General features: G+C 38.9%; 13 protein-coding genes. 5 read left to right on the top strand and 8 right to left on the bottom strand.

All coding sequences use genetic code 11. The features are described 5' to 3' along the window. Nucleotides 1–73: 73 nt before the first annotated feature. The gene (locus tag CH361_RS06295; RefSeq protein WP_100789952.1) at nt 74–724 is read right to left on the bottom strand and encodes a TetR/AcrR family transcriptional regulator; all 651 of its coding nucleotides are present in this window, start codon (nt 722–724) and stop codon (nt 74–76) included. Between the two features lie 163 nt (nt 725–887). On the opposite strand from CH361_RS06295, the gene CH361_RS06290 reads away from it, so the two are divergent. Further along, nucleotides 888–2,357, top strand: coding sequence for an aspartate aminotransferase family protein (locus tag CH361_RS06290; protein WP_100789951.1), 1,470 nt, complete (start codon nt 888–890; stop codon nt 2,355–2,357). Nucleotides 2,358–2,414: 57 nt separating this feature from the next. On the opposite strand, the gene CH361_RS06285 is transcribed toward CH361_RS06290, so the two are convergent. Then, nucleotides 2,415–2,738: a type II toxin-antitoxin system PemK/MazF family toxin gene (locus CH361_RS06285; protein ID WP_100789950.1), complete on the bottom strand. Its 324-nt coding sequence runs from the start codon at nt 2,736–2,738 to the stop codon at nt 2,415–2,417. Then, nucleotides 2,732–2,980 (bottom strand): AbrB/MazE/SpoVT family DNA-binding domain-containing protein, encoded by a 249-nt coding sequence (locus tag CH361_RS06280; RefSeq protein WP_100789949.1) that lies wholly within the window; start codon nt 2,978–2,980, stop codon nt 2,732–2,734. The genes CH361_RS06285 and CH361_RS06280 overlap by 7 nt, the downstream gene beginning before the upstream one ends. A gap of 146 nt (nt 2,981–3,126) precedes the next feature. Here CH361_RS06280 and fliF point away from each other — a divergent pair, with 146 nt between their 5' ends. Continuing rightward, a complete protein-coding gene (gene fliF, locus CH361_RS06275) occupies nt 3,127–4,827 on the top strand; it encodes a flagellar basal-body MS-ring/collar protein FliF (RefSeq protein WP_100789948.1) in 1,701 nt (566 codons plus the stop codon). Between the two features lie 13 nt (nt 4,828–4,840). Here the strand turns inward: fliF and CH361_RS06270 are convergent, their stop codons facing one another. Beyond that, nucleotides 4,841–7,402 (bottom strand): adenylate/guanylate cyclase domain-containing protein, encoded by a 2,562-nt coding sequence (locus tag CH361_RS06270; RefSeq protein ID WP_100789947.1) that lies wholly within the window; start codon nt 7,400–7,402, stop codon nt 4,841–4,843. A 50-nt stretch (nt 7,403–7,452) separates the two neighbouring features. Between CH361_RS06270 and CH361_RS06265 the strand changes: the two genes are divergently transcribed. Next, complete coding sequence (locus CH361_RS06265) at nt 7,453–8,376, top strand: alpha/beta fold hydrolase (RefSeq protein ID WP_244279634.1); 924 nt, start codon at nt 7,453–7,455, stop codon at nt 8,374–8,376. Nucleotides 8,377–8,469: 93 nt separating this feature from the next. On the opposite strand, the gene CH361_RS06260 is transcribed toward CH361_RS06265, so the two are convergent. The 4 genes from CH361_RS06260 to dapA are packed head-to-tail and all read right to left on the bottom strand — an operon-like array spanning nt 8,470 to nt 12,025. Next, the gene (locus CH361_RS06260; RefSeq protein WP_100789946.1) at nt 8,470–9,516 is read right to left on the bottom strand and encodes a CdaR family protein; all 1,047 of its coding nucleotides are present in this window, start codon (nt 9,514–9,516) and stop codon (nt 8,470–8,472) included. Then, nucleotides 9,513–10,343 carry a diadenylate cyclase CdaA gene (gene cdaA / locus CH361_RS06255; protein WP_100789945.1) on the bottom strand — a complete coding sequence of 277 codons (831 nt, stop codon included), beginning with the start codon at nt 10,341–10,343 and terminating at the stop codon, nt 9,513–9,515. The genes CH361_RS06260 and cdaA overlap by 4 nt, the downstream gene beginning before the upstream one ends. A gap of 1 nt (nt 10,344) precedes the next feature. Further along, entirely contained in the window at nt 10,345–11,190 is an 846-nt protein-coding gene (gene dapB / locus CH361_RS06250) for a 4-hydroxy-tetrahydrodipicolinate reductase (RefSeq protein ID WP_208861390.1), read from the bottom strand. Continuing rightward, complete coding sequence (gene dapA / locus CH361_RS06245) at nt 11,141–12,025, bottom strand: 4-hydroxy-tetrahydrodipicolinate synthase (RefSeq protein ID WP_100789943.1); 885 nt, start codon at nt 12,023–12,025, stop codon at nt 11,141–11,143. Before dapA ends, dapB begins: the two co-directional genes overlap by 50 nt. Nucleotides 12,026–12,102: 77 nt before the next feature. On the opposite strand from dapA, the gene CH361_RS06240 reads away from it, so the two are divergent. Both CH361_RS06240 and CH361_RS06235 read left to right on the top strand, forming a co-directional pair. Then, nucleotides 12,103–13,170, top strand: a complete 1,068-nt coding sequence (locus tag CH361_RS06240) for an MraY family glycosyltransferase (protein ID WP_100789942.1) — start codon at nt 12,103–12,105, stop codon at nt 13,168–13,170. 27 nt (nt 13,171–13,197) lie between these two features. Then, a complete protein-coding gene (locus CH361_RS06235; protein WP_100789941.1) occupies nt 13,198–14,187 on the top strand; it encodes a DUF368 domain-containing protein in 990 nt (329 codons plus the stop codon). Nucleotides 14,188–14,407 lie beyond the last annotated feature (220 nt).

Below are 14,407 nucleotides of genomic sequence, written 5' to 3'. Positions count from 1 at the left end.
ATCATTCAAATTGTGGTTTTATCATCTTATACAAATAGATTTGCGATTGTGATATAACTCCAATTACCGATTCCTAACCACCCAGGGCTCTGCGAATGACTTTCATGACCCCCGTCACAACATCCTCATCTTTATCAAAAATATCTTGTCCTAAATAAATCTTCATTCGTTCTTTATAATAGACTGTAGAATAAGAAAACTGCAGTGTCATAAAAATATTATCTAATAAAAACGCAGAAAGATTACTATCCACTTCCGAAGAAATGGTTCCGTCCTTTTTTGCCAGATTGATCATTTCAATATAACATTTAGCAGATAAAGATTCCAATTCACCAGACAAACGAGTGATGAGTTCATAATTACTTTCTGTTGTCATTTCGTTATAAAGACGGATGATGTCTTGGTTGATCCGAGAATGGGTTTGGATGATGCGAATGATCTTTTCAATTTTACCAAAAAAATCTAAGTCCATCGAAATCACTGACTCTAACGTTTTTTCCAATTGAGTGATTCCATGATCTACAACGGTAAGAAAAAAATCCTCTTTGGTTTCAAAGTATTTATAAAGAGAACCCACACTGATTCCCGCTTTTTGAGCGATGGTATTGGTATTGGCACTTGTGAACCCGCGGTTGGCAAATTCGGATATGGCAATGGATAAGATCCGGTTCCTCTTTTCTTCGGAAATCCGCTCAAAACTATCATTGAAATGCTTCGTTACCATATCTATCCCCGTCCAATAAACGAAAAAGGTCAGATTTCTCCAGGAAATTTACGCAAATTTCCAAAGAATCTACCATTCTCGATAAAATTTATGAATTCCTTCTTGACAATGAGTGATAACTCACTCATTGTCAAGAAAAAAGACCCGGAAGAGGAAAGATTATATGGCCCAAGGCTTTTCCATGAACGAATACCCAAACGTAGACCAAATCTACAAAGACCTAAGGAAATTAATTTCTCTCCCGATCCGCTCCATTCGTAAAGAAGAAATGGATGGAATTCTACACAATTACTTTGATAAAAAGTGTAGTAAGTCCAAAGCAATGATCACCAAGGCTTCGGAATACATTCCAGGCGGAGTCCAACACAATCTTTCCTTCAACCATCCCTTCCCTCTTGTATTTACAAAAGCATCTGGTGCCTATCTCTATGATTTGGATGGAAACAAATACATCGACTTTTTGCAAGCTGGTGGCCCAACCGTACTCGGAAGTAATCCAAATATCGTTCGTAAAAAAGTCATCGAACTTCTAGACACAACAGGTCCTGTGACAGGTCTTTTTCATGAATACGAATATAAGTTAGCAGAGAAAATTGTAGAGTTAGTCCCTTCTGTGGAAATGTTTCGAATGCTCGGTTCGGGAACAGAAGCTTGTATGGCATCCATCCGAGTGGCAAGACTTGCGACTAAGAAAAAAAACATTGTGAAGATGGGTGGGGCTTATCACGGCTGGAGTGATCAATTGGCTTATGGTCTTCGCATTCCGGGAACAAGACACTTTGAAGCCAATGGAGTTCCAAAATCCATTTTCAAATACACTCAAGAATTCTATCCGAACGATTTGAACGCTTTGGAATCTGTCTTAAAACGAAATCGTTTTCGTGGAGGTACAGCAGCAGTTCTTATCGAACCAGTAGGACCAGAAAGTGGAACAAGACCTCTTGACTTTGACTTTAACAAGGGAGTTCGTGAACTCTGTAACAAGTATGGTGCCCTTCTTATCTTTGATGAAGTGGTCACAGCTTTCCGAATTGGACTAAGTGGTGCTCAAGGATATTTTGGTGTGGACCCTGACCTAACCATTTTTGGAAAAGTAGTTGCTGGTGGATACCCATCCGCTGGTGGCCTTGGTGGGAAAAAAGAATACATGAAATATGTTTCTGCAGGACTCCAAACTGGCACCAAAAAGGCGTTAATCGGGGGAACGATGGCGGCAAATCCACTTAGTTCTGCTGCAGGTTATTTTACACTTTGTGAAATGGAAAAAACAAATGCCTGTGAAAAATCGGGAAGGGCTGGAGACAGACTCACCAAAGGATTACAAAAACTAATCCAAAAATATGATCTTCCTTTTGTTGCCTTCAACCAAGGATCTATCTGCCATTTAGAAACCGTTGGAACCATGTTACTTGATATCAATATCAAAAAATTCTGGACCATCAAAAAAACCATCGCAGAAGCTCATAAAAGAAAACATGCTATGGAAGAGATGGGAGCAGCTTACATGTCAGAAGGGATTGTGACTCTAGCAGGAAGTAGACTCTATACAAGTGCTTCCGATACAGATGCGGTAATTGATGATGCCCTCAAACGATTTGATCGTGTGTTCCAAAAAGTGGAAGGTGTGGTTTAGATTTTAATTATCTAAACTAAAGAAAACTATTGAATCAGAAGTCATAAAAGAATTAGTTTAGTCGACTAACATTTCTTTTATGACTTTTTTGATTTTTTGAATGGTTTTGGGATCCGAAGATCCCAGCTTTTGAATCAACCGAGACCTATCAACAGTTCGTATCTGATCCAAAACGATAGAACCCTTTTTCCCTTGAAATGTTAAATCTACCCTTGTTGGGTAACTCCTAGACCTTGTGGTCATAGGTGCGATCATTACAGTTCCTATAAACAAATTCATTTCATCGGGTGATATCACAATACAAGGTCTGGATTTTTTGATTTCATGCCCAATCGTAGGATCTAAATTGATTAGGTAGATATCATATTGATGAATTACCATTCCCAATCCTGTGCATTCAAATCAACGGAATCTGGAATCAGTAACTGATCCTCTTTTCTTTCTGCCATCGCTTTGAATTGGTCTTCCCAACCCACGCGTGGTTTGTTTTTATAAGGAGTGATGATGATTTTATTGTCTTCTACTAGTAGATCGACTTCATCTTCAATCAGACATTCTGCCAAAACAGTTTTTGGGATTCGGATTCCCTTTGAATTTCCTATTTGGATCACAGCAGCTTTCATGTAATTACAATGTAATCACACAAAAATACACGTCAATACCAATTCAGAGCCAAAATCCCTTCAAATTTCCCCCTCCCCCCGAAAAGTACTTGTACATTTCTGAAGAATCATGACATTATGTCTCAAATCCTGACGAGGCCCGTACTATGCCTGAACCACTGCAAAAGATCATCGATAATCTCAAAGAGTTGTTAAACAAACTCGATAAAACCAAAAAAATGATTTTGGGTGGTGTGCTTGCTGTTGTGGTGGTGGCAGTCATCATCCTATCCAATGTCTCGTCCCAAAGAAACAGAGTGGTTCTCTTTAAGGATTTGGATTCCAAAGACTTCTCCGAGGTTACTAAAAAACTCGATGCTCTAGGTTATTCTTACGGCTCGAGTGAAACAAGTCTGATCACAGTAGATCCAGACCAAAGACAAGAAATTGTTACCAAACTAGCACAAGAGAATTTAATTCCTGCAGGAGTTACTGGTTGGGAACTTTTTGATATTGAAAAGTTTACTGAAACTCAATTCGACAAAGACATTAAAAAGTACAGAGCACTGAAAGGTGCGATTGAAAAATCACTGAATACACTAAGACCAATTGAAAGATCCGATGTGAATATTGCGATTCCTGAAGGAGATCTTTTTGAATCCAATTCTTATCCCGTCAAAGCAAGCGTCATTTTACACTTCAAACCGGGTGTAGAAGGAATGAGTAAAAAAGAAATCAAAGGGATTGTCAACTTAGTCGCACGTGCGGTTCCCAAACTCAAACCGGAAAACGTAAGTGTAGCTGATCCCGATGGAAAGATCATTTCTGACTTTGAAGAAGATTTAGAAAAAGAAAGATTAGAACTTCGAATTGTCCAAGAAAAACTTAGAATTGAAGAAGAAGAACGAGTCAAACGACTCATCGACATTCGTAATACCCTTCGTTGGTATTTGGGTGGAGAAGACCGAGTCGACATCACTCGTTTTGAATACTCATTCAATTGGGACCAAGAGTCCTTAACGGAAAATGAAGTATTACCGGTAGTAGCCGAAGAAGATAATCCTGATACACCGTATAACGAAAGAAAGTTGGTAGATGGATATTCCCTAAAAGTATCATCTAAAGAAACGAAAGAATCTTTTAAAGGACGTGGGTTCACTCCGGATGGTCCTGCAGGAACAGAACCAAATCTACCTCCTGGATACAAAGACACCGATTACCAAAAAGCAGAATATTCTAAAGACGAAAATATCAATAACTACGAATTCAACAAACGAGTGAAAGATATCAAACGCCAACCTTGGAAGATTGAAAAGATTGGCCTTTCGGTTGTTGTGGATGGTGTTTGGGAAAGAAAAGAACGAGAAGATGGACTCGGATACGACAGAAAGTACATTCCTGTTGCTGAAGGTGATTTAAAACTCGTTCGCAAAAACTTAGAAGCAGCGATTGGTTACACAAGGTCACGCGGTGACCAAATCAGTGTGATTACCATTCCGAAAGATAGAACGGAACAATTTCGTTTAGAAGACGAAGAGTTTCAAAAACAAAGAGCCATTCGTAATATGGTCATCGCTTCTCTCGTGATTTTAATTTTACTCATCCTTGCGATCTTAGTCTACCGTGCGATCAAAAAAGAAATCGCAAGAAGAAGAAGACTCAGAGAAGAAGAACTTGCTGCTCAACAACAAATGATGAGGGAAGCAGCACTTCGCGTGATGGACGAAGGGGGAGCAGAAGTCGAACTCTCTCTCGACGAAAAACTCAGACGCGAGTTACTGGAAAACGCAATCAATCTGGCAAAAGAAAAACCAGAAGACGTTGCTCAGTTACTGCGCACTTGGCTTGCGGAAGAAGAACAAACTTAAAAGATATAAGAAGTTAACCTTCATTCTTCCAACGAATATTAGCACCATGAGTGATCCGGGAATACACTTCCCGGAAATATTGGTTCGGTGCTTTTCCATCCGGGTCTTGCGAATAACGGGGCCTTAGGCGATGAACAAAATACATATCTAATTCGCCTTTATTTTTTCCGTGAATTTTTCCTCTATATTCTGTGATAAAAAAATACTTCACGAGTTCATAGGTTTCTTTGGAAACATTGATTTTTCCTGTTTCCCCACCAGACTCCATACGTGAAGCGGTGTTCACAGTATCTCCCCAAATGTCGTAAGCAAATTTAAACCTTCCCACAACTCCAGCCACTACAGGCCCTGTGTGGAGTCCCAATCGTAATTCCCAAAATGGCAAATTTAAGGTAGTTTTAATCTCTTTCAATTGGTTCATAAAACTTTGGATTTCGAGTGCCGCCAAACAAGCGTCAATGGCACTGGTTCTATTCTCTACAGGAAGACCACCTGCGCACATATAACTATCGCCGATGGTTTTTAGTTTTTCTAAATTGTTCCTGAGAATGATTTCATCGAATTGAGTGAAACAAGCATCTAGTTCTTCAATCAAACTTTGTTCGTCCATTCCTTCAGCAACTTTTGTAAACCCTTTAAAGTCTGTGAATAAAACGGTTACATTTTCAATTCGAGAAGGAGTCACACTGCCCTTTTGTTTGAGTTCTTGTGCAACTTTATATGGTAAAATATTAAGTAATAATTTTTCTGACTCTTCTCTTGCTTCTTCTGCTTTGTCTTGAGCAATCAGAGCTTTTTCCCTTTCCTCATCTGCTTTTTGTTTTTCTAAATCCAAAAGGAAATAGCTGATATCGAGTTCCTCTGCCAATGGACGTGACATGATATAAACAACAAGGTAATTAAACAGAACCAGTGGTAATACAATCATGGTTAAATGAAATGCCGATTCCCCAACCCCATATTGTTCCCGAATGAGAGGGAAATACAATATAGCTGCAATTGCCATGGTGATGAGACCCAAGTTTGCCAATCTTTGGCTCAGTTGGATGGTTCTTCCCTCCAAGGACAAAGCCCCGTGACGTAAGACCGCATAACCAAGTAAAAATGCCGGAACAAACTGGAAGTCTGCCAATGGATAAATAGGAACACCATGACTTGGCAAAAGACCTGCGAGTAACAAAGCAGCCGATAACATAAAAGATCCAATGATCCATTTGGATGCAAAGTTAATGTAACCCTTATTTCTGATAAAAGTAAAAAGAACTAAAATTAACGCAATGGCTCCATTCATTCCTACAAGTAATTCAGCGGGTCCGCCGTGATGGACTCTTGACCAAGGATAATCAAAATAACCCACAAACAAATACGGAGATGGAGCTAGCACAGCAGCACTCACACAAAGAAAATCAATTCCTTGAATCCAAGAAGGTGATTTTTGGCCAATGGCTTCAAAAACCAAACGCACCATAATGCTGGGAGCAAATGCAAACGCCACAAAAGTCATTTGTGAAATTCTTAACTGCACGACATACGATATATTTAGTTTTAATGGAACCGATTGGATGACATAAAATCCAGTCAGGATGAGGGCAAAGGCACAGAGTTGGTTGATCCTTGCAGAAGGATTGGCTCCAGCAACAATGATGGAAAGAAAAACAGCACCAAATACAGATAATACGGGAGGAATCCCCCAAGGATACCACTTGGCCGATTCATACGCATCTGGTGATAACCCAAAAGAAACCCCAAAAGAAATAAAAATCAAAACAAAAGATAACAGAGCAAATAAGAAATAAAACATCCCATTCTTTTGGAAAAGAAGTTCGTTTACATCAAAAAAATCAGATCGAAATACTCCATAGGCAACAAGTAACATAGGTATGAATAAAAAGAATCCACCTGGATATACTTTAAATCCAAGAATACTCGGCGCATTCATTGTTGTGAGTAAAAAAAGTAAATTCACCCCATGAAAGAGTGTTAGATGGTAATGTTTGCGAATGTATTTATAATGTTTGATAAAAGAAGGTAAAATAAGTAAAAAATATCCAAGTGGGGCTAGGATTCCCCAAGGACGAACAAAAGAACTTCCCCTTGGATACTTTCCAAAAGTGAATTCAAAGATTGTAGTTTCAAATCCTTTACCGATGATGACCCCAAAATACAAAACAAAACTTGCGAACCAACAAAGATAAGAGTAATATAACAACAACTTACTTTGTTTACCTGTCATGTGATAGGCCATATAAAAAGCTGTTGGAGCCAAAGGAGCTACCAGGAAATACAATAGATCATTCCAAAATACTAATGTTTCGACATCCTGAATCCAGGCCCTAGTCGTCAGTACAAGTCCAACAGACCCAAAACTGATAAAAGAGACGGTAAGATTTAAATGGAAAAATTTATGATCAACATCGGATTTACGAAATTTTTGGAATGCAAAGTAACTAAGAAAAACTCCTACAAAAAATGTAAGGATTCCTGGAGCACCATAGGGAATCTGATGCCAAAAATATTCCCAATCTGATATAGTTCCTTCAGGTTTTACAAAATAAATAAGAGGGTATGATTCCATCTCTTTAAAGATCGGCTTCTGAGAAATCAGAAAGTAGCAAATTCTTCTATTTGACTCACTTCCTCTTTAGTTGTGCTATGTCGGATATGGTGGATCTAAACTTTCCAAAAAAGAACGCAACAGAGTGGCTCGCAGCTGGTAAATTTTTTGAATATAAAAAATTTCAAATTTTCTTTATCCAAGAAGGTAGAGGGCAAAATTTAATTTTACTTCATGGATTCCCTACATCCTCTTGGGACTATTCCAAAATTTTTAATGGTTTATCTCGTTACTTCAACACAATCGCTATTGATTTTTTAGGATTTGGTTATTCTTCTAAACCAAAAAAACATAAATACACATTAATCGAACAAACAGATATCATAGAAAACTTTATTGAAAAGAATGCATTAAGAAGGGTTAAATTTGTATTTCATGATTATGCGGTGAGTGTAGGCCAAGAAATTTTAGCGAGGCATTTGGAACGAAGTGATCGCAAATATGAAATTGATGGAGCAGTTTTCTTAAATGGAGGGTTATTTCCTCATCTCCATAGACCCACATTCAAACAAAAACTCCTCGCCACTCCAATACTCGGAGCTTTCCTTTCTAGGTTTTACGACGAAAAAAAATTTGGAGTCGCGTTTAGCCAAGTATTTGGAAAAGATACGAAACCAAACAATAAAGAAATTTCAATACTTTGGAAACTAATCACTTATCCAAATAAAGTTCTCATTCCACACAAACTCCTTAAGTACATTAAAGAAAGAAGAGTGCACGGCGAACGTTGGAAACAAGCTCTTTTAAATACAGAAGTTCCACTACTCTTTATCAATGGTGGGGAAGATCCAGTGAGTGGACGTCACCTAGCAGATGAAATCGAAAAACTCCCTATCAAAAATAAAAAACTCATTCGTTGGGACTCGATTGGTCACTACCCACAATGGGAGAACCCAGAAGAAAGTTTTAAAGAAATCTATGAATTTTTAAAATAGAATCTAAAAATATAAAATAGGATTTTTTTAGATTTAAATCAATTTTAGTACCTGGTTTTAAAAGCAAAATCGGGCCATTAAATCATTTGGATTTTATGATCTATCTGAAGTATCAGCGGGACCGTCCATTCCGGTTCCATCCTCGGCGGGATCTGCAGAATCAGGATTTTGTTCTTTGACTTTATAACGAATTTCGATTTTTTCCGGACTGATTTGTAAAATTTCAATTCCCTTCAAATCTTTGTTTTTGATGATCCGGACTTTGGCAACTTGCGGCTGTAATTCGGGAATGATCTTATTTTTGATAGGATCAAAAATATAATTACAGGGAACTTGAGCAGTAATCCCCGTAAGAATTTGTGCAGAACGAATTGGTTTGAGCGAAAAATACCGAATCGCCACTTGTTCTTCAGAAAGTTCAGCATCCAATCTAGCATCTAACCCTGAACATACGATAGGAATTCCTGCAGCTGTTTGTTCTCCTGTTTTATAGGAAAGAGGGATGATATTGACATTCACTGTCACATCTTTTGAACCAAGAACATTCACTCCTTTAGGAAGGTCAGGAATTCGGACAGTCCTTGCAAAAGGTTCTTTTTTATCAACAAGTGATATTTCAGGAAGGATTACTTTTGTTATTTTTTCTAAGTCTTGTGGTTTTCCACTCAAGGTTACTTTTTGTGGGCTCACAATTTGAGTTAGTTTTTCAAAGTTAGCTGGTGGAGCACCTTCAAACACAACTTCGAGTGGCACCACTTTTAGGCCGCGAGATTCAATTTCAACAGGAACTGTTTTTTTTAGTTTTGTGACCTTAACCCCACTCGGAACCCCAACAATTTTTTTAATGGGGATTTCCGTCACCCCGAGTTGAACATCCTCTGGATCAATCACTGCTTTCATAAATTGTGAATAGTAATTCACCACATCTTTCAAACCCTCTACTCGAACGGGGATAGTTTTTTCAGGGTTTTTAGAATAGTTTAAATTACCAGATAACTTTGGATAGTCGACAGGAACATTTATGGTTTTAATCAAAACTTTTGAGTTTTGGAGGTTTACATAAAATATACTAGCAATGATCAAAGAAACTAGTTTTGCCTTCCAGTTTCTGGCAATCTTTCCAAGAAGTTTTCGAGTCATATACTGACACCCGTATCTTTCTCTTTCGGTTTACGAAGAGAATCGTCCTTAGACCTTCGTGTTCCTGTCATCAGGTTGCTCACGAGTGCTTTGAGTTCGAGAGGTTTGACCGGGTGCAACATTTCCCCTTCAAAACAAATGGTAATGTCTCCTGTTTCTTCGGAAGTCACAATGATGATGGCATCTGTTTCTTCTGAGAGACCCAATGCCGACCGATGCCTTGCACCAAGTGTTGCAATTTCCACGGAACTACTCATAGGCAAATAAGACGCTGCACAAATAATTCGATTTTGTTCGATAATGACTGCCCCATCATGGAGCGGGGAATTTTTAAAGAAAATGGTTTGTAATACTTCTGAAGTGACTTGTGCATCCAAAGGAACGGCATTTTCAGAAATGTCCTTTAAACTAATGTCTTTCACAAGGACAATGATGGATCCGGTTTTCTCTTGAGACATGATCCGAACCGCTTCCACAATAGGATCTAAGTCGAATGTTGGTTTTAAAAAGAATAACCGAAGAAGGCGAATCCTTGCCAAATCTCCTGTTAGCCTACGTAACTCCGGTTGTAAAAGTACGATGATCGCAAACACAAGAGCGGGTCTGATATTTGTCAAAATCCATTCGAGAAGTTCAAAACCTAAATATTCGGCAAGACTTCCCGAAATCCAAATGATTCCAACACCCAGAAGGAGTTGGATCCCCCTTGTCCTACGAAGGGTAGTGTAAGTTTTATAAATTAAAAACGCAACGATGATTACATCCAATGATATGGAGATATAATTTTTACTCCATGGAATGATATATAATCCTCGAAAAAAATCCAATTTAGATTCCTAACACATCAAACATATTATAGAGGCCTTTGGATTTGCCATGTAAGAACTCAGCGGCTTTGACCGCCCCACTAGCAAATGTTTTACGATCTTGTGCTTTGTGAGTGATTTCAATTCGTTCTTCTGAACTTAAAAAATATACGGTATGTTCTCCGACCACTTCGCCTGCTCGCATCGTATGCATGGCGATTTCTTTTTGGTCTCTTTCGGAATACATCCCATGGCGACCATAAATCACGTTTTCTTCCGAACGTTTGGTGGCATTCAAAAGAACTTCTTTTAAATACATGGCCGTTCCAGACGGTGCATCCTTTTTATGGCGATGGTGGATGTCTAAAACCTCTACATCAAAATCTTCGTCTAACACTTTTGCTGCGATCTCAGTTAGTTTGAATAACAGATTCACACCCACAGACATATTTGGTGAAAAAACAATAGGAATGGAAGTTGCCGCCGATTGGATGAGGGCTTTATCAGAATCTGTCAGACCAGTTGTACCAATCACCAAAGGTTTTTTATTTGCCAATGCTGCATTCAGAATGGACTCAAATCCCGTATGGGTGCTAAAATCAATGAGGACATCTGATGCCTCACATGCTTTCCCCAAATCAGTGGAAAGTAAAATCCCAGTCTCTTTGATTCCCGCATGATTACCAGAATCAAAACCTGCATACACAGCTCCCTCTCTCACAACAGCTGCACTTAACTCTGATTTTTTGGAAAGAGATAAGACTTGGATGATGGCCTTCCCCATCCTTCCTCCGGCACCTATGACACCAACTTTGATCTTAGACAATGCCTTCCTCTTTGAGTTGGAATACGGTCTTTTTGAAAGCATCCGCAGGAGATCCTTCAGACAAAGCAGTCATCGGAAGACGAAGTTCATTTTCGCAATACCCAAACCAACTCATAGCGGCTTTGATTGGAATAGGATTGGTTTCAATAAACGCATTAATAAACACAGGAAGAAGTTTGTAATAAATCTTTTTAGATGCTTCCAAATCTCCACGTAAATATAAGGACACCATATCCACACAAGCACGGGGGAAAAGATTGGAAACAACTGAAACAACTCCCTTTCCACCGATAGACAATACAGGAAGTGTAAGATTATCATCTCCCGACAATAAATCAAAGTTAGCTGGTGTAGCCGCAATGACTTTCGCCATTTGCCCTAAATCACCAGTCGCTTCTTTGATTGCCGCAATTTTTGGATGGGCCGCAAGTCTTGCTACCGTTTCGGGGAGTAGATTCACATTTGTTCTTCCCGGAATATTGTACAACATCACCGGTTTAGAAGAGACATTGGCAATTTCTGTGAAGTGGCGATACATTCCTTCTTGTGTGGGTTTGTTATAATAAGGATTTACCGAAAGAATTCCATCCACCCCATCAGCACAAGCCGACTCAGTGAGTTCGATGGCCTCTTTTGTAGAGTTGGATCCAGTACCGGCAATGACTTGGATTTTTCCTGCCACTACTTGGACGGTCTTTTGAATGAGTTCCTTATGTTCCTCATAAGAAAGGGTGGGAGATTCTCCCGTTGTCCCACAAGGAACCACACCCGCCACTCCGGAACGGATTTGGTTTTCTAGGATTTTAAAATAACTATCATAATCGATTTTCCCCTGGCGGAAGGGGGTGATGACCGCGGTATAAACGCCCTGAAACATAAATTAAACATCGAAGAGGGACGGAATTTTGCAATAAAAAACTGCCAAAAGACCCCGTACCGATAAACTTTGCGAAAATGGTCTCTTTTTTCCTGCCAATCTTCGCCATTCTTGCAGTTCTTAGCCTAATTTTACATACATTCTATGTTTATTCCCGTTTTGGGGTCAAAGATGTGCCAAACGAAAGAAGCCTGCATGACGTGGTCACCAAAAAATCTGGGGGAATGTTTTTTATCCCCATTTTCCTTCTTTCGGTGATTGGTTTCCTTTTTTTCCCGAATGGCGACAATTTCCTGCCATTGCCTGAGGGTTCTTCCGTCAGAACAGATCTTTATCTTTTGTTAGCTGGTGTTTTATTATTTTGTATTTTAGGATTTGTAGATGATTTATATCACTTAAGTCCCAAACTCCGATTGTTTTTAGAATTAACACTAGTTGCAGTATTTTTAGTGTTTGTGGACCCAGAAGTTCAATGGATTTTCGGAATCACTTTTGTTAAACCCTTAGAAATCCTTCTTCTCACAATCTTTATCGTGTTTGCGGTCAATCTCGTTAACTTTATGGATGGGATGGACTGGTATCTAGTCACAACTCTGTTTCTTTCCTATTTTTCCTTAAGTCTCGTTTCTCCCCATTTTTATGCCATGGATCATCTGGGGTATCGTTTGTATTTAATCCTTTTTGTTTCTATGTTTGGGTTTGTATTTTACAATTTTCCAAGAGCAAAATTGTTTATGGGAGACAGTGGGTCTTTGGCCTTAGGATTTTTAGTCATGGTTTTACCATTGTTTGTTGGGAAATGGGAAAAACCAAATTCAGAAGTTTGGGACATTACCTCTTTTTTTTATTTATTCCCCTACTTTTGGTTGGATGGAATTTTTATCCTCATCAAAAGATTTTTCCAAAAGAAACATCTTTTCTCTGCCCACAGAGAACATCTCTACCAAAGGATTACAGAAACCAAACTAGGAAAAATCGGATCTCTCGGAATTTTCTCCATTCTAAATTTGGCGATTGTCTGTATCCATTTTCAATTGAAAACAAATGGAATTTCTAATCTTCGTACATTCGTCATCTTATTCCTTTTTTCAATCATTAGTTATGGAGTCCTCTGGAGTCTTATCCCTAGAAAAAACCTTGCATAAAGTCTTTGTACTCCCATTCTTTCCTTTATGCCTCTATCGAAAAAAGAAATTCTATTCTGCCTTCTCAATGGCTTTCTCATCGGGATTGCCAATCTCATTCCCGGTGTTTCCGGAGGAACCTTTGCCCTCATCCTCGGACTTTATGACAGGCTGATCACAGCCATTACATCTCTAAACTTAGATACCATCAAAGTGTCGTTAGCTTTAGTATTTGGATTCTGGAAAGAAGATGTAAGAAAACGTTTTGCTGACGAAATGAAACGGATTGATTTCTGGTTCCTTGTATTTCTCGGGATTGGTCTACTGCTTTCCGTAGTCTCAGGAGCCAAACTCATTCAGTTCTTACTGCAAAACCACCCGCAAGCAACACTTGCACTTTTTATTGGACTGATCTTCCCTTCTCTTGCAGTTCCTTATAAACTCATTGAAAAACATACTGTGTTTGTTTGGTTGTTCCTCATTCCAGGAATTCTACTGACGATTGTTCCGAGTTTCTTTATGGGTGATTCTTCTGGATCAGAGAACCCACTCATTGCCTTCCTGACAGGAGCCGTTGCCATTTCCGCAATGATTCTACCAGGGATCTCTGGATCTTATATCATGCTTGTACTCGGTGAATACCAAATTGTGATTGGAAAACTTTCGACCATCCTGGAACCAAGTTCCATTATTTTTCTTGCAGCCTTTGGAATTGGATGTTTACTCGGACTTCTTATTTTTACTCATTTTGTAAAATGGTTATTTGCAAAATACAAGTCACATACCATGACATTTTTACTTGGACTCATCCTCGGATCTTTCTTTATCCTTTGGCCGTTCAAAGATTATGCCAATGGCCAAGCAATTGTTGGTAGGTCAGGTGAAGTGAAACGAGACATTCAAATTGCAACAGCAAAGAACGTTTTGCCAAGTGATTTTGCAGAAGCGCAAATTCCACTGGCAGCACTGATTCTAGGACTTGTGCTTGGATTTGGTCTGAACAAATTGGAATCGCTACAAGAGAAAAAAGAAACATAAAAAAACTCAAGGCCTACCATGAAAACTTGGATTTCTCAATCCAGGTTTTCAATACGAGAATCATCTCGTATGAAATTTCGAAATCCTATGATTCAAATAACAAACAGAATTGAAAGGGAAAAGGTATGATCTGAATTTATTGCCGATCATTGAAATGAAAGATCTTAATGAGTTTGAGATAATAGAAAACGAGAAAACCGGGGAGAACTCCCCGGCCATT

The organism is Leptospira brenneri, from assembly GCF_002812125.1.
In the GTDB taxonomy this organism is placed as follows: domain Bacteria; phylum Spirochaetota; class Leptospiria; order Leptospirales; family Leptospiraceae; genus Leptospira_A; species Leptospira_A brenneri.
The sequence above is the reverse complement of the archived record's forward strand: the minus strand, read 5'-3'. Positions and strand labels throughout refer to the sequence as shown.

Excerpts from the sequence above, each read along its gene's own strand:
- CH361_RS06260 (WP_100789946.1), bottom strand. The coding sequence starts at position 9,516 with ATGACTCGAAAACTTCTTGGAAAGATTGCCAGAAACTGGAAGGCAAAA.
- CH361_RS06280 (WP_100789949.1), bottom strand. The coding sequence starts at position 2,980 with ATGAAAGCTGCTGTGATCCAAATAGGAAATTCAAAGGGAATCCGAATC.
- CH361_RS06270 (WP_100789947.1), bottom strand. The coding sequence starts at position 7,402 with ATGGAATCATACCCTCTTATTTATTTTGTAAAACCTGAAGGAACTATA.
- fliF (WP_100789948.1), top strand. The coding sequence starts at position 3,127 with ATGCCTGAACCACTGCAAAAGATCATCGATAATCTCAAAGAGTTGTTA.
- dapA (WP_100789943.1), bottom strand. The coding sequence starts at position 12,025 with ATGTTTCAGGGCGTTTATACCGCGGTCATCACCCCCTTCCGCCAGGGG.
- CH361_RS06285 (WP_100789950.1), bottom strand. The coding sequence starts at position 2,738 with ATGGTAATTCATCAATATGATATCTACCTAATCAATTTAGATCCTACG.
- dapB (WP_208861390.1), bottom strand. The coding sequence starts at position 11,190 with ATGCTTTCAAAAAGACCGTATTCCAACTCAAAGAGGAAGGCATTGTCT.
- CH361_RS06240 (WP_100789942.1), top strand. The coding sequence starts at position 12,103 with ATGGTCTCTTTTTTCCTGCCAATCTTCGCCATTCTTGCAGTTCTTAGC.
- CH361_RS06295 (WP_100789952.1), bottom strand. The coding sequence starts at position 724 with ATGGTAACGAAGCATTTCAATGATAGTTTTGAGCGGATTTCCGAAGAA.
- CH361_RS06290 (WP_100789951.1), top strand. The coding sequence starts at position 888 with ATGGCCCAAGGCTTTTCCATGAACGAATACCCAAACGTAGACCAAATC.
- CH361_RS06235 (WP_100789941.1), top strand. The coding sequence starts at position 13,198 with ATGCCTCTATCGAAAAAAGAAATTCTATTCTGCCTTCTCAATGGCTTT.